Below are 19,687 nucleotides of genomic sequence, written 5' to 3'. Positions count from 1 at the left end.
GAAAAACTGTGAAGCCCATCATCGTTTTGCCCGATGCCGGCGATTTTTCAAACCGTTTGCAGGCGATCCATATAATACTGAACCGAGATTCGTCCATTCAGGGCCTTTCCGGCGGGAAAGCGGGTGCACTCGAAAGTACCGAAACACGAGAAGATACGCTTCGGGCGCAGCGAGACCTCAAAATTGGGTGCGCTGGTTTCGAAGCATGGGCCGGCGCTGCCGCGGCATGGTAGCCGCTTTGCCCGATCAAGGCGCAGATTTCGGGTGCGTCGCCTTCTCGGGCGGCTGGTGATCGGCCTTGCCACCATTGCCGTCCTCGCCGTCCTCTTCTTCGTTTCGCTCAATCTTTTCGGCGCCTCGCAATTCGGCAGCGAAAAGCTTCGTCAGGCAGCCGAGAGCGCTCTTACCTCGCTCGTCGGCGTCGATGTGGATGCCGCGATCGGAAAGACCAGCATCGCGTTCGACAGTTCCCGCCTGATCGCGCTGCAGGTCTCCGATGTGCGGTTAAGCGCCCACGATGCCGGCAAGCCGGTCATCGACGCCGGGCAGGTCCGTTTCGGCTTTCATTTCCTGCCGCTGCTCACGGGCCATATCAGGCTGGACAGCGTTACGATCGAGGATGCCCATATCCGACCGCGCATGATGCCTGCTCTCGGCGGCGGCGACTGGACCGAGGGTCTTCGCGATGCGCGCGGCCTGATCGAGCCCGACCTTGTGTTGAAGGCGCTCTTCGGCGAATTCCACCGCGCCTTCGACGCGGTCGGCGCTGGGTCGATGCACGAGGTTCGGCTGCATGGGGTTGATTTCCTGACCCCCGACGGGCCGATGCCGAAAGGCGTCCATATCGAGGACGCGCGCATCTCGCGCCTTTTGTCGGGCGCCCTCGGCATTTCGGCGAGCGCGCATGCGCTCGGCATGGATTTTTCAGTGGACGGCGAGGCCAAGCGGGCGGCTGACGGGCGGATCGCCGCGCTCGATCTCAATGTCAAGGCCGAAAGGCCGCAGGCAATCGGCGCGGATGCCGGCCGGACTGCGGCCGAACACGGTATTCCGCTTGAATCGGTCGGGGCCTTCGATCTTGCAATCAAGGGCATGGAAGCGGATGGCAACCAGCCGTCGAAGGTGACCTCAGCGCTCTCGTTCAGCGACGCGACGCTTGATTTCGGCGAGGATGGAAAGGCGCTTATCAGCGGCAATATCGACACCTCGCTTGTCGGAGGCTCGGACAAGATCGAGTTCAGCCGGCTGCGCATCGCCTCCGGCCATTCCGAATTCAACTTCCACGGCGCGGTCGGTCCCCTTCCGCAGGAGGGACCTGAGACGGTCGCGCCGGCCTATAGGTATGAATTCATCAGTGACGGTTCTGTTTCGGCACCGGAGGATTCGCCGGAACCGCCGTTGCCGTTCTATGCCCGCGTTGCCGGGCGTTACGACGTAAAGGCGAGACAATTGATCGCCAGCCAGATCGGTGTCAGGACGGGCCCCGGCGAACTGCTCGGAACCGCTTCGATGACCTTCGTCGACGGCGAGGCGCCGGGCGTGTTCCTGGCGATCACCGTACCGTCCATGCCGGTCCAGCACGTCAAGCAGCTCTGGCCCTGGCTGGCGGCGCCCGGTGCGCGCAGATGGGTGATGAACAACGTTTTCTCCGGTGAGGTGAAAGGCAGCAATCTTCAATTTCATGTCGTGCCTGGCCGGTTGGGCAATGGCGTGCCGCTCTCCGAGCAGGAGATTTCGGGCCATTTCGATGTCCGGGAGACGCGTTTCGATATTGCCGGTGATATCCCGCCCGTCCGCGATGGCAACGGCATTGTCGATTTCCGGGGGAACTCGGTCGATATCTCGCTCTCATCGGGAACGGTCTACATGCCTGGCGGCCGCACAGTATCCGCCAGCAACGGCACCTTCACCTTGCGCAACGTGCATCTCGATCCGGTGATCGGCGCGCTCGATATCGACGTGGCCGGCAAGGCCGACGCCGTTACCGAACTGGCATCCTACGATCCGATCAACGCGATGCGCCGGCTTGGCATGAAACCGGACGATTTCTCCGGCGACGTAACGGGCCATGTCACGGCCGAGATACCGTTGTCGAAGGACGTGCCCGCCGACAGCCTCGCCTTCAAGGTAGCACTCGACTATACCGATCTTGCCGTCGCCGAGCCGATAGACGGCCGGACCGTAAGCGGTGCCGACGGCTCGATAGTAGTCGAGCCGGACCGGGCGGTGGTCCACGCAAAGGCCAAACTGAACGGCATTCCGGCAGAAATCGAAATGACCCGGCCGCTTGCCGACGGCGGCCCCCCCAAGGCGCGCAAGATCACGCTCGATTTGAACGACAAGGCGCGCAATGCGATTTTGCCCGGTTTGAACGATATGCTTTCCGGACCGGTTTCCGTTGTGCTCGATACGCCGGAGAAGGACGGCGGCCAGCCTGTTACGGCGGACCTTAGCGCGGCCAGACTGACCCTTCCCTGGGCCGGGTGGTCCAAGGGGGCGGGTATTCCGGCCTCGGTTTCCTTCGAACTCGACACGGACGGCGACGCGGTAACGCTTTCCGATTTTCGTCTCACAGGAAAATCCTTCGGCGCCAAGGGCAGTATCCATCTGGCCGGCGACACGCTGACCCAGGCGCGCTTCACTTCGGCAAAGCTGAACGCCGGCGACGATTTCTCTGTTGCCATCGACCGCTCGTCCGCGGGTTATCAGGTCACCGTCAGGGGCGATAAGCTCGATGCGCGCTCGATCATAAAAAGCGTGCTTTCCGATCCCGACAGCGCCTCGGCAAAGACGCCGGGGGGGACCCCGGTCAAGGTAACGGTCGACGCGAAGCTCGACGGCGTTTCCGGTTTCAACGGCGAGACGCTGCATGGTGTCGGAATCACCTATGCCGGCGCCGGTTCGCGGATCGGCAATCTTTCCATAAATGCCGCGACCGGATCGGGCGCGAATGTCAGCATCGCCAACAGCGACGACGGCAACAGCCGGACGGTGGCGATGCATTCCACCGATGCCGGCGCGATCCTGCGCTTTCTCGACCTCTACGATCATATGCAGGGCGGTACGATCAGGCTCGATCTTTCCGGAGCCGGAGGCGGTCCCTTGAGCGGGCGGATCGATGCCACGAATTTCCTGATCGTGAACGAGCCGCGATTGAAATCGATCGTCGGTTCCGCACCGGCGGCAAGCGGTAATGGACGCTCGCTGAACGGCGAACTCCAGCAGGACATCGATGTCTCTCGCGTCCGTTTCGAGCGCGGCTTTGCCCAGATCGAAAAGGGCGACGGCTATCTCGTTCTATCGAAGGGAGTGCTGCGGGGACCGGAGATCGGTACGACGTTTCAGGGGACGCTTTACGACCAGGCTGGCAATATGGACATGACCGGCACTTTCATGCCGGCTTACGGCGTCAACCGCATCTTCGGCGAAATCCCGATTTTCGGAAGGATACTCGGCAACGGCCGCGACCGCGGGCTGATCGGCATCACCTACCGGCTTTCGGGCGACGCCAAGTCGCCGACGCTGCAGGTGAACCCGATCTCGGCCATCGCGCCCGGCATCTTCCGCTCGATCTTCGAGTTCCGCTGAGCGGCGACGTCAAGTCGGGCGGACAATCACGTGCTTCTTCTTGCCGAGTGACAGCTTGACGACGCCTTCGGGTGTCAAATCGGCCTCGGTGACGGCGCGGCGGTCGTCGCTTACCGCCTGGTCGTTCAGCCGGACCGCGCCACCCTGGATATGGCGCCTTGCCTCGCCGTTCGACGCCGCAAGGCCCGCCGTCACGAAAAGCGACAGGATACCGATGCCGTCCTTCAGCGCCTCTGCCGGCACTTCCACAGTGGGCAGGCTCTGCGAAAGGCCGCCTTCCTCGAACGTGGTGCGCGCCGTGGCCTCCGCCTTTTCGGCGGCATCACGGCCGTGGAGCATGGCCGTGATCTCGGTGGCCAGCACCTTCTTGGCCTCGTTTATCTCGGCACCCGCGAGCCGGCCGAGCCGCTCGATCTCGCCGAGCGGCAGCGTCGTGTAGAGTTTCAGGAAGCGCGTGACGTCGGCGTCTTCGGTGTTCCGCCAGTACTGCCAGAAATCGTAGACGGAGAGCATGTCCGCATCGAGCCACACCGCGCCGGCCGCGGTCTTGCCCATCTTGGCGCCCGAAGCCGAAGTGAGCAGCGGCGAGGTCAGCGCGAAAAGCTGCGCGTCTTCCATGCGGTGGCCGAGGTCGATGCCGTTGACGATATTGCCCCACTGGTCGGAGCCGCCCATCTGCATTCGACATCCGTGGCGTCGGTAAAGCTCGACGAAATCGTAAGCCTGCAGGATCATGTAGTTGAATTCGAGGAACGAAAGCGACTGCTCGCGGTCGAGCCGGAGCTTCACGGATTCGAACGAAAGCATCCGGTTGACCGAAAAATGCCGGCCGACATCGCGCAGGAATTCGACATAGTTGATGTCCATCAGCCAGTCGGCGTTGTTGACCATCAGCGCGTCATGCGGGCCATCGCCGAAGTTGAGGTATGGCGCGAAGTTCTGGCGGATACCGACGAGGTTCCGTTCGATATCCTCCGGCGTCAGCAGCTTGCGCGCCTCGTCCTTGAAGGACGGATCGCCGATCATCGACGTCCCGCCGCCCATCAGCGCGATCGGCCGGTGCCCTGTCTGCTGCATCCAATGGAGCATCATGATCTGGATGAGCGAGCCGGCATGCAGGCTCTTCGCCGTCGCGTCGAAGCCGATATAGGCCGTTACCGTCTCCGTGGCGAAAAGCCGGTCGAGCGCGGTCTCGTCCGAGATCTGGTGGATGAAGCCGCGCTCGGAAAGGATGCGGAGAAAGTCAGATTTGAAGTTTGTCATCGGCCCGTCCGGAAGCGCCCGCAGGCGGCAAAAGTGGCGTAGCGTGGAAAGTGTCGCGCCTTTAGCATCCGAAGACCTCGAATCACAAGGATCGCCGATCAGTGAAGCCAATCTGCGCCATCGGGCTGATGAGCGGCACGTCCATGGACGGCATCGACGTAGCAGCGCTCAAATCGGACGGCGAGACAATCTCCGAGATCGGGCCGGGGATTTTCGTTCCATATGCATCCGCGTTCCGCCGGAAACTGGAGGGTGCGCTTGAGGTGGCGAAGTCGATCCGACGGCGCGAAGAACGGCCGGGCAACCTCGCCGAAATCGAGAGGGAGATCACGGAGCACCATGCGGCGGCCGTCGAGGCGTTCCTGGCTTCCGCGCCTGCCGGATGGGAAAAGCCGGAAGTCATCGGCTTCCATGGGCAGACGGTGCTGCATCGTCCGCAGATCGGGCTGACCGTGCAACTCGGCGATGGGCCGATGCTGGCCAGCCGGACGAGGCTCCCCGTCATCTACGACATGCGCGCCAACGACATGGTGCTGGGCGGCCAAGGCGCGCCGCTGGTTCCCGCCTATCATGCGGCGCTGGCGCGTTCGCTGCCGCCGGCGCTTGCCGGTCGCTATCCGATCGTTTTCGTCAATATCGGTGGCATCTCGAACATTACCTTCGTGCCCGTGACAGGCGATCCAATCGCCTTCGATACGGGGCCGGGCAACACGCTGATCGACCAATGGGTGGCGGCCCATGGCGGCGTTCCGTTCGACGCGGACGGGGCGATTGCAGGCGAGGGGCACGTCGTGGGCACGGTCGTCCGCCGTTATCTGGAAAATCATCCGTTCTTCGACCAGCCGGGCCCGAAATCGCTCGACCGCAACGACTTTACGCTCGACGCGGCGTCTGGATTGGAACTAGCGGACGGCGCCCGCACGCTTGCCGCCGTGACCGCCAAGGCGATCCTGAAAGCGGTGGAGCATCTTCCCGAACGGCCAAAACTCTGGATCCTCTGCGGCGGCGGCCGCAAGAATCCCCACATCGTCGCCGATATGAAGGCGGGAGCGGGGGATGCGGAAGTGGTGCTGGCAGAGGATGCCGGGCTGCGCGGCGATTTCACAGAGGCCGAGGCGTGGGCCTTCCTCGCCATCCGCTCTCGGCGCGGCCTGCCGCTGACCTGGCCGACGACAACGGGATGCCGGGAGCCCGCGACTGGCGGCGTTTTGGCGAAACCGGGCTCAAACCCATAACAAGCCGCCTAGCGGCCGGCGCGCTCGCTGTATTCGTGGACGATTTCGGCCATTTCATGCGAAGCCGCGTCGTCCCTCTCGTTGTTGAGGCCCCGGACCACGCCCTCGCGGTCGGCGGGCGGGCGGTTCTGGCTGACTTTCCATTTGCCGATGAGCGAGACGATTTCGATCTCTATCCCGATGATGCCCTTGATCTGCGCCTCGATGAATGGCTCGGGCGCATCCGCCACATGCCAGGGATCTGTCCGGCCGGCCTCATGCGTCCCGGTCAGTTCGTTGATCTGTCCGGCAAGCCAGTCGCGGCCGTCGATGATCCGGGCGTGCCCGCGCGCCTGCACGATGGCGTAGTTCCAGGTCGGTACGACCTTGCCGGTCTCCTGCTTCGTCGCATACCAGGATGGCGTGATATAGGTGTCGACGCCCTGGAAGACGACGAGCACCGGCTCCTGAGGGCGCTCGGCGAGCTGCCGCCATTGCGGGTTCGCCTTCGAAAGATGGCCTCTTAACCTGCCGTGGGCTCCGTGATCGGCGTCAAGCAGGAACGGAATCGGGTTGGCCGTCGGGCCGTCCGCTCCGTTCGAGATCAGGAGTCCGAGCGGATGCGCGCGCATCAGCGCGTGAATAATCTCTTTTCTCGTTTCGGCATGGTGCGGCGGCTGGTACATGGTTCGGACTCCGTTGCCGCTAAGATAGCCCGGCCTCAACGGATGCGCTTGGGCCTCGGCTCCGCAAGCTCTCCAGCCAGACGCCGATCGAGATAGTCGCTGCATTCCTCGATGAGGAGTTCCGCGTCGTTGGCGAAGAAGTGATTCGCGCCGGGCAGCGTCTTCTGGGTGATGGTGATGCCTTTCTGCGCGTGCAGCTTGTCGACAAGTCCTTGCACGTCCTTCGGCGGCGCTACCTTGTCGGCATCGCCGTGAATGATGAGGCCGGAAGACGGGCAGGGCGCGAGAAAGGAGAAATCATACGTGTTCGGCTGCGGCGCGACCGAGATGAAGCCCTCGATCTCAGGGCGCCGCATCAGAAGCTGCATGCCGATCCACGCGCCGAAGGAATAGCCGGCGACCCAGCAGCTCTTCGAATCGGGGTGCAGCGACTGCACCCAGTCCAGCGCTGCGGCTGCATCGGAAAGTTCGCCCGTGCCGTGGTCGAATTCGCCCTGGCTGCGGCCGATCGAGCGGAAATTGAAGCGCAAGGTGGTGAAATTGCGCTTCTGGAACATATAGAAGAGGTCGTAGACGATCTTGTTGTTCATCGTCCCGCCGAACTGGGGATGTGGGTGGAGCACGATCGCGATCGGCGCGTTCTTCTCCGTGGAAGGCTGGTATCGACCTTCCAGACGTCCGGCGGGGCCGGCAAAGATGACCTCGGGCATGCTGTACTCCGCTTGTCGCTGCCGGATTTCGAACCCCGGCCCGGCGAACTGATTTAGGTGCGGCCCAAAGCGCCTTGACGCCTCGAAGCCACCCTCATAGAAGCTAGTTTAGAACCATTCAAAAACGGGTGGTCCGGCCAGACAGGACCGCCGCATCGACAGAGCGGGTAAATAGGATGTCTTGCTCTGCGATTTCAAGGAAATAACGCCATCCATTGAGCAAAGGTGGCGTCTTGGAGCTATATTGAGCGACTGATGGCGAAGCCTCGCGCCTATCTCGACTGGAATGCCAGTGCGCCGATCTCCGATCAGGCGCGCGGGGCGATGCTTGCCGCGCTCGATCTTGTCAATGCCTCCTCGGTGCATGCGGAGGGCAGGGCCGCCCGTCATCTGATCGACGAGGCGCGCGGCGATGTAGCCGCCCTCGTCGGCGCCAAGGCGGAGAATGTCGTCTTCACCTCAGGCGCGACGGAGGCGGCCGCCACGCTGCTCACGCCCCGCTACCGCATGGGCCGTTCGCCGCTTGCCGTCTCGCAGGTCTATGTCTTGGCGGCCGATCATCCTTGCGTGCTCTGCGGCGGGCAATTTCCTTCGGACCGGGTTACGGTCATCGGTGTCGACGGCAACGGGGTCGTAGATATTTCGGCGCTGAGCAATGCGCTCGCCCGGCACGACAAGGGCGGGGGGCTGGCTCTGGTCGCCATGCATGTCGCCAACAACGAAACCGGCGTTATCCAGCCGATTGCGGAGATCGGCAGGGTTGCGCGTGAAGCCGGCGCCATCGTCGTGCTCGACGCCGCGCAGGCCGCTGGCCGGATTCCGCTCGATATTTCAGACGGCTCGGCCGATTTCCTGATAATTTCCTCGCACAAGATAGGCGGGCCGAAGGGGGCGGGTGCCATCGTCGCTGCATCGGGCCTGATGATGCCGGCGCCGCTTTTGCCGGGCGGCGGCCAGGAGCACGGGCACCGGGCCGGCACCGAGAATGTCGCGGCAATCGCCGGTTTCGGCGCGGCGGCCCGTGAAGCGCATGCCGCCGTCGCGGATATGGGCACCATACGCGCCATACGTGACGCCATCGAAGCAGAGATCGTGCGGCTGGCGCCGGATGCCATCTTCTATGGCCGGGGCGCGGAGAGGCTGCCCAATACGGTTTTCTTCAGCCTGCCCGGCCTGAAGGCCGAAACGGCGCAGATTGCCTTCGACCTTGCGGGCGTGGCGCTCTCGGCTGGCTCGGCCTGTTCGTCGGGTCGCGTCGGGCCGAGCCATGTGCTGAAGGCAATGGGACATGACGGAGAGGGAGGGCTGCGCGTCTCGATCGGGCCGCGCACCACCTCCTCGGAAGTGGAATTGTTCAGGGCGGCGCTTGCGGGCATCGCCGCGCGGCGCAATGCAAAAAGGGAGGCGGCCTGAACGCGGCTACTGCATCGGCCCGAAACCGGAATCGGTTTCGGTAAGCACGATGCAGCAGGTTTAAAGTGTTAGAGCGTCCTTTGTGCGTCCGAATGGACGCACGGCGCTCTAATGCCGCAAACAGTGCAGTAGAAGGCGGATTAATAGCTTGATCGGACCGTGTCCGAAGGGGTGTTATTCCGCCATGCCGCACACTAGATAAGCAAGGGCCGCCGAACGGCTCTCTGCGATTTCGACAACTGCCGGGCCTTGACCCCGGCGAGGATGGAGAACGCCAATGCCTGCTGTGCAGGAAACGATCGAGCGCGTACGCAAGATCGACGTCGATCAGTACAAATACGGTTTCGAGACGATCATTGAGTCCGACAAGGCCCCGAAAGGCCTCAACGAGGACATCATCCGCCTGATCTCGAAGAAAAAGGACGAGCCCGAATGGATGCTCGAATGGCGGCTCGGCGCTTTCCGGCGCTGGCTCACCATGGAAGAGCCGAACTGGGCGCGGGTGAGCTATCCGAAGATCGATTTCCAGGCCATTTCCTATTATGCCGCGCCGAAGAATTTCGGCGGTCCGAAGTCGCTGGACGAGGTCGACCCGGAATTGCTGAGGACGTACGAGAAGCTCGGTATCCCGCTCAAGGAGCAGGAGATCCTGGCCGGCGTGCGCAAGCAGACCGAGCCGAGCGAGCTTGACGAAAACCTGGACGACAACGTCTATCAGTCGGGCCGCGTGGCGGTCGATGCCGTGTTCGATTCGGTTTCGGTGGTGACGACTTTCAAAAAGGAACTGGCTGCTGCCGGCGTCATCTTCTGCCCGATCTCGGAGGCGATCCGCGAGCATCCGGAACTGGTGAAGAAATATCTCGGCTCCGTGGTTCCCACGAGCGACAATTTCTACGCCACGCTGAATTCCGCGGTCTTCACCGACGGTTCCTTCGTCTATGTGCCAAAGGGCGTGCGCTGCCCGATGGAGCTTTCCACCTATTTCCGCATCAACGAGCGCGAAACCGGCCAGTTCGAGCGCACGCTGATCATCGCCGACGAAGGCGCTTACGTATCCTATCTGGAAGGCTGCACGGCGCCGCAGCGCGACGAGAACCAGCTTCACGCCGCCGTGGTCGAACTGATTGCGATGGACGATGCCGAGATCAAATATTCCACCGTCCAGAACTGGTATCCGGGAGATGCCGAAGGGACGGGCGGGGTCTACAATTTCGTCACCAAGCGCGGCGACTGCCGAGGCGACCGCTCGAAGATTTCGTGGACGCAGGTGGAGACCGGCTCGGCCATCACCTGGAAGTATCCTTCCTGCATCCTGCGCGGTGACGATTCACGCGGCGAATTCTATTCGATCGCCGTGTCCAACGGTCACCAGCAGATCGATTCGGGCACCAAGATGCTGCATCTCGGCAAGAACACGACGAGCCGCATCATCTCCAAGGGCATCTCCGCCGGCAATTCGAACAACACCTATCGCGGCCAGGTTTCCGTGCACCGCAAGGCGACAAACGCGCGCAATTTCACCAACTGCGACAGTCTTCTGATCGGCAACGAATGCGGCGCGCATACCGTCCCTTATATCGAGGCGAAGAACGCCACCGCGCGGCTCGAGCACGAGGCGACAACCTCGAAGATCGCGGAAGACCAGCTCTTCTACGTCATGCAGCGCGGCATCCCCGAGGAAGAGGCGATCGCGCTGATCGTCTCCGGTTTCGTCAAGGACGTCATCCAGCAATTGCCGATGGAGTTCGCCGTCGAAGCGCAGAAACTCATCGGCATCTCGCTCGAGGGGAGCGTGGGCTAGTGACTTCCGACCCGTGGTTTGCGCCGAAGGCGTATGGTTACGGAGCTTCGCCCGCGAATTGGAAGGGCTGGCTGGCGACGGCCGGCTTTTGCACGGCCCACGCGATCGCAGCGTTTATTTTGATCGGCTGGTCGGGAGCCAATCGACAACCCGAAACCTGGCAATGGGTTCTTTTCCTCGGGCTGGAAGCCCTTTTGATATTGGGCTTCGTTTGGCTGGTGAGGGTCAAGATGGCCGGCGAATGGCGCTGGCGCTGGGGTAGCGCGCGATAGCTGGGAAATATCCCTGCCTACGCCATCCGCCCACAATGAACTGAAAGAAGAAAAATGCTTGAAATCAGAAACCTGCACGCCCGCATCGCCGAGACCGGCACCGAGATCATCCGCGGGCTGAACCTCACCGTCAAAGCCGGCGAGGTCGCCGCGATCATGGGGCCGAACGGCTCCGGCAAATCGACGCTCTCCTATGTGCTCGCCGGCCGCGAGGACTACGAGGTGACCGACGGCGAAATCCTCTACAACGGTGAATCGATCCTCGATCTCGATCCGTCGGAGCGTGCCGCGAAGGGCATCTTCCTCGCCTTCCAGTACCCGATGGAGATACCGGGCGTGGCCACGATGGAATTCCTCAAGGTGGCCATGAACTCGCAGCGCAAGGCGCGCGGCGAGGAGCCGCTGAAGGTGCCGGAATTCCTGAAACACGTGCGGGAGGCGACTGCGTCGCTGTCGATCGACATGAACATGCTGAAGCGGCCGCTCAATGTCGGCTTCTCCGGTGGCGAGAAGAAGCGCGCCGAGATCCTGCAGATGAAGCTGCTCGAACCGAAGCTCTGCGTGCTCGACGAGACCGATTCCGGCCTCGATATCGACGCGCTCAAGATCGTGGCCGACGGCGTCAACGCGCTGCGCTCGCCGGACCGCGCCATCGTCGTCATTACCCACTACCAGCGCCTACTCCAGTACATCGTGCCGGACAGCGTGCACGTGCTCTACAAAGGGCAGGTGGTGAAGTCCGGTGACAAGGGCCTCGCGCTCGAGCTTGAAGAGAACGGCTACGCCGGTGTGATCGAAGAAGCGGCCTGACCGGCGGGATCGAAAGATGAACATTCAAACAACCCAGACTCGGACGGCGGCGGAGAAGGCGCTGATCGACACTTTTGCCACGCGCCTGCCGAACCTGCCGGGCGATGCGTCAGTCACTGTGAAGCGCAAGGAGGCGATTGCGGCGCTTGAAGCGCGCGGCCTGCCTAACCGCAAGATCGAGGCGTGGCATTATACCGATCTGCGTCGACTGCTGACGACAGTGCCGGCTTTCGATGCCCGGGCCGTCGCCGTGTCAGCGGCGCCCCTGCTTGAAGGCTCGGTCGTGCTGCCGATCCTGAACGGCAAAGCCGGGAAGGCCCCGGCCGTCCAAGGCGTGACGATTGCGCCTGCCGCAGAAAAGCTCGCCGACGGCAGTTTCGCGCCGGCTCTACAGCCCACGACCGACGACGACGCGGTCGGCGCCATCAATGCGGCACTCGCGGCGGATGGCTGGTTCCTCGACATCGCGGACAATGCAGCGCTGGCGACGCCCATCGAGCTCCAGAGCGCACAGGCCGGCGGCCAGGTTCATACCAGGCTGGCGGCGCGTGTCGGCGACGGCGCGAAAGCGACCGTCGTGGAGCGTCACGTCGGCACCGGCGACGCGCTTGTTTCCTCGGTGACCAATATCGTCGTCGGTGACGATGCCGAACTCCGCTGGCTGATCGTCCAGGAACAGCCGGTCGGGGCCACCCATCTCGGCCAGTTCAACGCCTGGATCGGCAAGAACGCGAAGCTGACGCTGTTCGTGATGAACCTGGGCGGCAGGCTCGTGCGCCAGGAAATCCGCGTCGATGCCAAGGGCGAGGGCGGCGAGTTCACGCTGCGCGGCGTCAATATGCTCGCAGGCTCCACGCATTGCGACGTGACCATGGTGCTTGACCATTCGGCTTTCGGGACGAACTCGACCGAGGTGATCCGCAATATCGTCACCGACAAGGCCGAAGGTGCTTTCCAGGGCCAGATCAGGGTGGCGCAGCAGGCACAGAAGACCGACGCCAAGATGGCCTGCAACACGCTGCTTCTTTCCGACGAAGGCGGCTTCTCGGTGAAGCCGGAACTGGAGATTTTCGCCGACGACGTCGTTTGCGGCCATGGTGCGACGGTTGCCGAGATCGACCGTAACAGCCTCTTCTATTTGATGGCGCGCGGCATCGACGAGAAGACGGCGCGCGGGCTTCTGGTCAAGGCGTTCCTCGCTGAGGTGATCGAGGAACTGGACGATGAAGCGATCGTGGAAGCGCTGGAGGCGAAGCTCGACGGCTGGTTCGCTGCGCATGGGTGAGCGGAGCGAGCCTCGAAGGACGCACTGAATCACGGAAGCGGAAGACATGGATCAGAAGGTCGAGAACAATACCTACGACGTCGAGGCGATCCGCCGCGACTTTCCGATCCTGTCGCGCACGGTTCATGGCAAGCCGCTCGTCTATCTCGACAACGGCGCCTCGGCGCAAAAACCGCAGGCCGTGATCGACGCCGTTGCCCATGCCTACCGCGAGGAATACGCCAACGTGCATCGCGGCCTGCATTTCCTCTCCAACGCCGCGACCGATGCCTATGAAAAGGCACGCGAAACTGTCCGCCGCTTCCTGAATGCCGAGAGCGTGGAAGAGATCGTCTTCACCGGCAATGCCACCGAGGCGATCAATACGGTTGCCTACGGCTTCGGTATGCCGAGAATCGGCGAGGGTGACGAGATCGTGCTTTCCGTCATGGAGCACCATTCCAACATAGTGCCGTGGCATTTTATCCGTGAGCGTCAGGGCGCGAAGCTCGTCTGGGTGCCAGTGGACGATGACGGCGTGCTGCATGTCGAGGAATTCGAGAAGCGGCTGACGGAGAAGACGAAGCTCGTCGCCATCACCCATATGTCGAACGTGCTCGGAACCGTTGCGCCAATCAAGGAGATCGTCCGCATCGCGCATGAGCGCGGCATTCCGGTGCTGGTGGACGGCAGCCAAGGCGCGGTCCATCTGCCCGTCGATGTGCGCGATCTGGGCTGCGACTTCTATGCCTTCACCGGGCACAAGGTCTACGGGCCTTCTGGTATCGGCGTGCTCTACGGAAAAAAGGAAATGCTGGAAGGGATGCGGCCATTCAAGGGCGGCGGCGAAATGATCTTCGACGTCACCCAGGACGTGGTGACCTACAACGACCCGCCGCACCGCTTCGAGGCCGGCACACCGCCCATCGTGCAGGCGATCGGGCTGGGTGTCGCGCTGGAATACATGGAAGGGATCGGCCGCGAGGCGATTGCCGCCCATGAGGCGAGCCTGCGCGACTATGCGCATGAGCGCCTGCATGGCATCAACTCGCTGCACATCTATGGCAACGCGCCGGGCAAGGGAGCCATCGTCTCCTTCAATCTGGAAGGCATCCACCCGCACGATGTGTCGATGGTGATCGATCGTTCCGGCGTGGCCGTGCGCGCCGGTACCCATTGCGCCCAGCCGCTCCTGCAGCGCTTCGGCACGACTTCTACCTGCCGCGCCTCTTTCGGCCTATATAACACGAAGGCGGAAGTGGACGCGCTCGCCGAAGCGCTGGAAAAAGCCCGCAAATTCTTTGGATGATGCCATGGACGACATGCCCACGAAGATGACCGAAGAGGCCGCCGCTGCGCCCGCGAGCCCCTATTCGGCTTCGGCTATTCCGGCGGACGAACTGGCGCGGCTGACCGACGATATCGTTTCGGCGCTGAAGACCGTCTACGACCCTGAGATCCCCGCCGATATTTACGAGCTCGGCCTGATCTACAAGATCGATATCGAGGATGACCGCTCCGTCAAGATCGAGATGACGCTGACCGCACCCGGCTGTCCGGTTGCCGGCGAGATGCCGGGCTGGGTGCAGAACGCGGTCTGCGCGGTCGAAGGCGTTTCGGATGTGGACGTCGAGATGGTATTCGATCCGCCATGGACGCCCGACCGCATGTCGGAAGAGGCGCAGGTCGCGCTTGGCTGGTATTGAGCGAGCGTGCCTGGGCACGCCCGCTCGAAGGATATCGAATTAGTGGATGATCTCCACGATCTTGCGGGTCTGCGGATCGACCAGCACGGTCTGACCGTTGACGACCATGTAGTCATACTGGACCTGCATATCCGGCACGTCGAGCTGACGGATTTCAACGGTGTCGGGCACCACCGTGCCGACCTCTACCGCCGTATCGGAGGGAAGCACCACCGGTGCCGGGTTCTGCTTGATGACATATTCGTGGATGACCTTCTGTTGCGCCGGCGCGATGACGACGGTGTCGGCAAGGGCGAATCCGGTGCCGGCAGCCAGAATTCCGGCGGCGAGAAGGCTGGATACGAGCGTTTTCATCGGTCTCTCCTTGGGTTGAGGATGCCCGTTAACCCTGGAGAAGGGCCGGAGGTTCCAAGTTTTGAACGGGTGTGCGGAAATGTGCGGGCTTGCGTCCACCGCGCTTTCGCACCATTTTCAGCGTAGAGGATTCACACCACGGGCCTTTAACCCGTAGGCGATGGAGACAAGAATGGGCAGATTTCAGGTCATGAGCATGACGGATGCCGCGGCGACGCGCGTGCGCGAAATCGTCGCGTCGCGCGAAGGTGCGCATGGCGTCCGCGTCGGCGTCAAGAAGGGCGGCTGCGCGGGTATGGAATATACGGTCGATCTGGTGACGGAACCCAACCCAAAGGACGACCATATCGAGCATGCCGGCGCCGATGTGTGGGTGGCTCCGGAGGCGGCGCTGTTTTTGCTTGGCACCGAGATGGATTTCGAGGTGACGAAGCTTCGCACCGGCTTCACCTTCCGCAATCCGAACCAGACTTCCGCCTGCGGCTGCGGCGAATCGGTCGAATTGAAGCCGGCAGAGCTGAAGGCGCTCGCCGAGGCGCGGGCAGGGGCGGCCTGACGGCCGCTAATCTACCCACAATCCCCGCTTTTTGTGCCAGTCGGCAATCGAATCCTCCGGGTAGAGCTCGAAGGTTGCGTCTTTCTTGTGAATATCCGGCTCCACCCAATTCGCCTTGTATTTCAGCATCAAGTGAACCTTTTCCGGCGGCTCCGGTAAATCGGTATCGATCGCCGAGGCGAAGGGGTGGACCAGGTCAGGCCAGGTCGGGTCGTAAAGCCACAGCGCGGTTCCGCATTCGCGGCAGAAATTGCGCTCGCCTGTCGAGGTCTCGCGGATCGAACGCTCGTCATCCTCGATTTTGGCGCGATAGACGCCGAGATGCTCCTTGCCCTCGATCTCCAGCGTTCGGGCATCCGCGCCGAGATTGATGGCGTAGCCGCCGCCTCCCTGCTGTTTGCGGCAGATCGAGCAGTAGCAGAGCTGATAGGGCACCGGCGTGTGGCTGGAGACGGTAAAGCGGACGGCGCCGCAGTGGCATGAACCTTCGAGTTTCATCGGCATGGCCTTCCCTTTGTCAGCTTGCGGCAGGAACCTATAGTTGATGCGCGCTGCCGGCATGACAAGGCATTCGGCCTCGGGCATGATCGGCGGATGGATAACGATGCGATCGCCGATCTGTTCGCCGGCCTCGGGCCTGTCAGTATCCGCCGGCTTTTCGGCGGCAAGGGCATTTATTTCGACGGCGTCATCGTGGCCATCGTGCTTCGCGGTGAGTTGATGCTGAAGGCGGACGCGGTCAGTGCGCCCGATTTCGAAGCCGCGGGCGCACGCCAATGGACCTACACAGGATCGCGTCATGGCAAGCTCGTTGCCATGCCCTACTGGACCGTTCCGGACCGCGCGGTGGACGATCCGGAGGAATTCGCGGTGTGGGCAAGGAAAGCCTACGAGGCAGGCCTGCGGTCAGGCAACGAGGCGAAGGCAGGTTAATTTCCCTGCCCGCATCAATCCGCCATCACCATCGCCCAGTAGCGGCGGCCGTTGCCGTCGCTCACATAGGCCAGCCCGAAGCGCCTGATCCGCGCGTCCAGCATGTTTTTCCGGTGCGGCGGCGAGTGCATCCACACATCGAGCACCTTGGACGTGTCGAACGCGCCATAGGCGATGTTCTCGGCGCGCAGACCGTGGATCTTGTCCTGCTTCATGCGGCTGACGAAATCCCGGCCAAGGCGTGTCGTGTGCTCCATTTCGCCGGAGCGCGCCATGTAGCCCGCCTGTTGAAGCGCCGCCTTTTCCAGAGCCGCGTCGGCTTTGAGAGGTTCGACGCCGTTCTCCTGCCGCAATTCAGCGACGGTGGAACGGGCCGATGCCGAAACGCCGGCGCCCGGACCGGCCTTATGGACGGTCCCGCAAGCGGCAAGCGTAAAAGCCATGAAGCCGGCGACGAGGAGGCCCAGGCAGGATTTCGCTGTTGTTTTCCTCAAGCCCCAGCCTCGTTCCACAAGCTCATCCGTATGCGCATTCTGGCCGGATGCGGCTTAACAATCTTCTACGCCGGGCAACGCCCGCCGGTGATCGGTTCGGATTATCGGGAAATGGCGGATGGGCTCAGGCAGCCTTGCCGATTTCTACGAAATGCGACAGCGGCAGTACCATGACCAGGCGGCCCGAAGCGTCTTCGACTTCGTATTCGGTGCCCCACACGATGGCCTGGCCTGAACGAGCCGCCTTGTCGACCAGTGCGTTCGCATGGGCTTTGGCGGCGTCGATCGCACTCTCGAGGTCCGGCAGAGGGGTTCCCGCGGCGTCCCTGATCAATTTGTCGCCTTCACGAAGGTGGAAAAAATAGCGCATCGATGGAGTTCTCCAGGTGGGTGCCTGAGGCGGGTGTGCTTGAAACTCTTCGACGGCCGAAATGTTCCGCCCGACGGGACCTTCTTCAGCGAACGGCGCGAGTCGAAGGAACGATCACGCGAGGTGATACGACACGACGACGCGGGCGCCGTCCTGTCAGCCCGTACAGCATCATGAGCCGCTCCTCGTCGCGGGTGCCACGCTGGAATTGCTGGATTACGTTCGCTGCGACCTCGCCGGCCTCGCGGCTGCCGATGTCGATTGCCCGGTCGGCGCAAATCCTATCGAGGATACGCTGCGCCAGCGCCAGATCGGATGGGCCAAGAAACGCGTCATGAAATGTTCTGGGAGCCATGGAAACCTCCAAGGGCGATATGCCTCCGCCCCTTAAACGACAGCTTGTCGGCGGGGCCGGTTGGCCGTCGCCATTCGCTACCTTTTCCCTTCATATGAAGTGCTGCAATTAAGTATGACATAGAGGGCGAAAATTCGGCAGCGAGGGGCCTTTCCGGTAAATTCGTGATAACCGTCGTTGCAGTCGGACAGACCCTCAGAAGAAACAGTCGGTTACAGGAAAACGAATGACGCCGCATCTGGAAGCAAAGCTCGGAGACTATGCGGAAACCGTGCTTCTGCCGGGCGATCCGCTGCGCGCGAAATGGATCGCGGAGACTTTTTTCGAGGATGCGCGGCAGGTGAACGGCATCCGCAACTGTCTTGGCTTCACTGGAAGTTACAAGAGCCGGCCGATAAGTGTGCAGGCGACCGGCATGGGCCAGCCCTCGACGGCGATCTATGCTCATGAGTTGATCCATTTCTTTGGTGTGAAGACGCTGGTCCGCGTGGGCACCTGCGGCGGCATCCATCCGAGCGTCAAGCTGCGCGACGTGATCCTGGCGCAGACGGCCTCGACCGACAACGGCATGAATCGTGCCGCTTTCGCGCCCTTCGAGTTCGCGCCCGCTGCCGATTTCGGCCTGCTTCGCGCGGCAGCCGGCGAAGCGGAGCGACGCGGCATCAAGGCGCATGTCGGTGGGATCGTATCGAGCGATCTCTTCTACGGTCCGGAGGGACGCTATCAGGTGCTGACCGACCACGGCGTGCTAGGTGTCGAGATGGAGGCCAATACGCTTTATACGGTCGCCGCCCGCGCTGGCGCCAAGGCGCTCGCCATCTGCACGATGAGCGACTGCCTCATCACCGGCGCGGCGCTCGACCCGGCTTCGCGCCAGTCTTCGCTGACGGAGATGGTGACGCTTGCTCTGGAGGCCGCCTTGGCGGCTTGAGTGGTACCTGCCGATATGCGGCGTGAATGCCCTCACATGCCTTTCACGTATTTCCGCCAATCGTGCTCTTCGCGGAAGCCCAGCACCTCGCGCGCCTTTCGGTTGGAGAGCGGTGCCTCGAAGCCAGGGATTTCGCGGGCGATCGGCGTTGCGGGCGCATATTTCTTCAGGAATTCCATCGTCGGCATGTTTGCCGTGATCGTATCGTTGACCGCGTTGAACACCTGGAAGCCGAGTCCGTCCTTCTCGAGGCACAGATGCACGATCTGCCCGAGATCGCGCGCGTCGATGTAGCTCCAGGCGTTGCGCTTGCGCGACGGAGGATTTGCCAGGAATTTGGAGAACATGCCGTATTCGTGCGGTTCGATGACGTTGCCGATCCTGAGCGCATAGATGTCTGCGCCGCTTCTCATGGCAAAGGCGCGAGCCGTCTTCTCGTTGAGCACTTTCGACAGCCCGTAGCTGTCCATCGGGTCGATGTCGTAATCCTCCTCCAGCGGGAAGGAGTGGAAGTCCTTGTCGCCCTCGGCGAAGCAGACGCCGTAGGTCGTCTCGCTCGACGCGATCACGATCTTGCGGATGCCGAGCTTAGCCGCCGCCTCGATCAAATTATACGTGCCGATGGTGTTGACGCGGAACGTTTCGTTGTCCGGTTCGATCAGGACGCGCGGGATGGCAGCGAAATGCACCACCGCGTCGACAGGGGCGGGGCCTTTCCCCGTCTCGTAGCCGTCGAAGCCGAAATGCATCGACAGCGCGTTGAAGATCTGCCCGCTGTCGCACACATCGGCGATCAGCGTGTTCACGCCGGGATAATCGAGCGGTTTGAGATCGACGTTCAGGACTTCGTGACCCCGCCCGACCAGATAGGGAACGACGTGTCGCCCGGCCTTGCCCGTCCCGCCCGTGAATACGATCCGCTTCGCCATCTCATGCATTCTCCAGCTTCTCTGCCATTGGCAATGAT

The 19,687-nt window shown here is 62.4% G+C and carries 21 protein-coding genes; 12 read left to right on the top strand and 9 right to left on the bottom strand.

All coding sequences use genetic code 11. The features are described from left to right. The first annotated feature begins 264 nt into the window (after window positions 1-264). The gene (locus RBH77_RS15945; protein ID WP_311028571.1) at window positions 265-3,588 is read left to right on the top strand and encodes a YhdP family protein; all 3,324 of its coding nucleotides are present in this window, start codon (window positions 265-267) and stop codon (window positions 3,586-3,588) included. A 9-nt stretch (window positions 3,589-3,597) separates the two neighbouring features. Here RBH77_RS15945 and tyrS read toward each other — a convergent pair whose 3' ends face one another. Beyond that, complete coding sequence (gene tyrS / locus RBH77_RS15940; RefSeq protein ID WP_311028570.1) at window positions 3,598-4,851, bottom strand: tyrosine--tRNA ligase; 1,254 nt, start codon at window positions 4,849-4,851, stop codon at window positions 3,598-3,600. 128 nt (window positions 4,852-4,979) lie between these two features. On the opposite strand from tyrS, the gene RBH77_RS15935 reads away from it, so the two are divergent. Further along, the gene (locus RBH77_RS15935) at window positions 4,980-6,086 is read left to right on the top strand and encodes an anhydro-N-acetylmuramic acid kinase (protein WP_311032572.1); all 1,107 of its coding nucleotides are present in this window, start codon (window positions 4,980-4,982) and stop codon (window positions 6,084-6,086) included. 8 nt (window positions 6,087-6,094) lie between these two features. On the opposite strand, the gene RBH77_RS15930 is transcribed toward RBH77_RS15935, so the two are convergent. Both RBH77_RS15930 and RBH77_RS15925 read right to left on the bottom strand, forming a co-directional pair. Next, window positions 6,095-6,751: an FMN-binding negative transcriptional regulator gene (locus RBH77_RS15930; protein ID WP_311028569.1), complete on the bottom strand. Its 657-nt coding sequence runs from the start codon at window positions 6,749-6,751 to the stop codon at window positions 6,095-6,097. 35 nt (window positions 6,752-6,786) lie between these two features. Further along, complete coding sequence (locus RBH77_RS15925; RefSeq protein ID WP_311028568.1) at window positions 6,787-7,461, bottom strand: alpha/beta hydrolase; 675 nt, start codon at window positions 7,459-7,461, stop codon at window positions 6,787-6,789. 255 nt (window positions 7,462-7,716) lie between these two features. Here RBH77_RS15925 and RBH77_RS15920 point away from each other — a divergent pair, with 255 nt between their 5' ends. The 7 genes from RBH77_RS15920 (at window position 7,717) to RBH77_RS15890 (ending at window position 14,727) form a co-directional block, all read left to right on the top strand. Beyond that, the gene (locus RBH77_RS15920) at window positions 7,717-8,874 is read left to right on the top strand and encodes a cysteine desulfurase family protein (protein ID WP_311028567.1); all 1,158 of its coding nucleotides are present in this window, start codon (window positions 7,717-7,719) and stop codon (window positions 8,872-8,874) included. 277 nt (window positions 8,875-9,151) lie between these two features. After that, entirely contained in the window at window positions 9,152-10,675 is a 1,524-nt protein-coding gene (sufB, locus tag RBH77_RS15915) for a Fe-S cluster assembly protein SufB (protein WP_311028566.1), read from the top strand. Next, entirely contained in the window at window positions 10,675-10,947 is a 273-nt protein-coding gene (locus RBH77_RS15910) for a hypothetical protein (RefSeq protein WP_311028565.1), read from the top strand. The genes sufB and RBH77_RS15910 overlap by 1 nt, the downstream gene beginning before the upstream one ends. Window positions 10,948-11,001: 54 nt before the next feature. Next, complete coding sequence (gene sufC / locus RBH77_RS15905) at window positions 11,002-11,757, top strand: Fe-S cluster assembly ATPase SufC (RefSeq protein WP_311028564.1); 756 nt, start codon at window positions 11,002-11,004, stop codon at window positions 11,755-11,757. A 16-nt stretch (window positions 11,758-11,773) separates the two neighbouring features. Next, window positions 11,774-13,042: a Fe-S cluster assembly protein SufD gene (gene sufD, locus RBH77_RS15900; protein WP_311028563.1), complete on the top strand. Its 1,269-nt coding sequence runs from the start codon at window positions 11,774-11,776 to the stop codon at window positions 13,040-13,042. 46 nt (window positions 13,043-13,088) lie between these two features. Further along, complete coding sequence (locus RBH77_RS15895; protein WP_311028562.1) at window positions 13,089-14,330, top strand: cysteine desulfurase; 1,242 nt, start codon at window positions 13,089-13,091, stop codon at window positions 14,328-14,330. A 13-nt stretch (window positions 14,331-14,343) separates the two neighbouring features. Continuing rightward, window positions 14,344-14,727 carry an SUF system Fe-S cluster assembly protein gene (locus RBH77_RS15890; protein ID WP_371832879.1) on the top strand — a complete coding sequence of 128 codons (384 nt, stop codon included), beginning with the start codon at window positions 14,344-14,346 and terminating at the stop codon, window positions 14,725-14,727. Between the two features lie 39 nt (window positions 14,728-14,766). Here RBH77_RS15890 and RBH77_RS15885 read toward each other — a convergent pair whose 3' ends face one another. Continuing rightward, entirely contained in the window at window positions 14,767-15,081 is a 315-nt protein-coding gene (locus RBH77_RS15885; RefSeq protein WP_311028560.1) for a DUF1236 domain-containing protein, read from the bottom strand. A gap of 172 nt (window positions 15,082-15,253) precedes the next feature. Here RBH77_RS15885 and sufA point away from each other — a divergent pair, with 172 nt between their 5' ends. Then, window positions 15,254-15,637: a Fe-S cluster assembly scaffold SufA gene (sufA, locus tag RBH77_RS15880; protein WP_311028559.1), complete on the top strand. Its 384-nt coding sequence runs from the start codon at window positions 15,254-15,256 to the stop codon at window positions 15,635-15,637. 6 nt (window positions 15,638-15,643) lie between these two features. On the opposite strand, the gene RBH77_RS15875 is transcribed toward sufA, so the two are convergent. Next, window positions 15,644-16,141, bottom strand: coding sequence for a GFA family protein (locus RBH77_RS15875; protein ID WP_311028558.1), 498 nt, complete (start codon window positions 16,139-16,141; stop codon window positions 15,644-15,646). 90 nt (window positions 16,142-16,231) lie between these two features. Between RBH77_RS15875 and RBH77_RS15870 the strand changes: the two genes are divergently transcribed. Next, complete coding sequence (locus RBH77_RS15870; RefSeq protein WP_311028557.1) at window positions 16,232-16,570, top strand: TfoX/Sxy family protein; 339 nt, start codon at window positions 16,232-16,234, stop codon at window positions 16,568-16,570. Between the two features lie 14 nt (window positions 16,571-16,584). Here the strand turns inward: RBH77_RS15870 and RBH77_RS15865 are convergent, their stop codons facing one another. From RBH77_RS15865 to RBH77_RS15855, 3 genes are all read right to left on the bottom strand, one after another. Then, on the bottom strand, window positions 16,585-17,064 hold the full coding sequence (locus RBH77_RS15865) for a CAP domain-containing protein (protein ID WP_311028556.1): 480 nt from the start codon (window positions 17,062-17,064) through the stop codon (window positions 16,585-16,587). A gap of 124 nt (window positions 17,065-17,188) precedes the next feature. Further along, a complete protein-coding gene (locus RBH77_RS15860; protein WP_311028555.1) occupies window positions 17,189-17,434 on the bottom strand; it encodes a DUF6894 family protein in 246 nt (81 codons plus the stop codon). Between the two features lie 85 nt (window positions 17,435-17,519). Further along, the gene (locus RBH77_RS15855) at window positions 17,520-17,789 is read right to left on the bottom strand and encodes a hypothetical protein (protein WP_311028554.1); all 270 of its coding nucleotides are present in this window, start codon (window positions 17,787-17,789) and stop codon (window positions 17,520-17,522) included. Window positions 17,790-18,015: 226 nt separating this feature from the next. Between RBH77_RS15855 and deoD the strand changes: the two genes are divergently transcribed. Beyond that, window positions 18,016-18,720: a purine-nucleoside phosphorylase gene (gene deoD / locus RBH77_RS15850; RefSeq protein WP_311028553.1), complete on the top strand. Its 705-nt coding sequence runs from the start codon at window positions 18,016-18,018 to the stop codon at window positions 18,718-18,720. A gap of 32 nt (window positions 18,721-18,752) precedes the next feature. Here deoD and RBH77_RS15845 read toward each other — a convergent pair whose 3' ends face one another. Beyond that, complete coding sequence (locus RBH77_RS15845) at window positions 18,753-19,649, bottom strand: NAD-dependent epimerase/dehydratase family protein (RefSeq protein WP_311028552.1); 897 nt, start codon at window positions 19,647-19,649, stop codon at window positions 18,753-18,755. Window positions 19,650-19,687: the final 38 nt, after the last annotated feature.

Origin of the sequence: Mesorhizobium koreense, from assembly GCF_031656215.1 — a bacterium.
Taxonomy (GTDB): Bacteria; Pseudomonadota; Alphaproteobacteria; order Rhizobiales; family Rhizobiaceae; genus Mesorhizobium_L; species Mesorhizobium_L koreense.
Note: the sequence above shows the minus strand (reverse complement) of the source record. Positions and strands in the feature narration are given on the sequence as shown.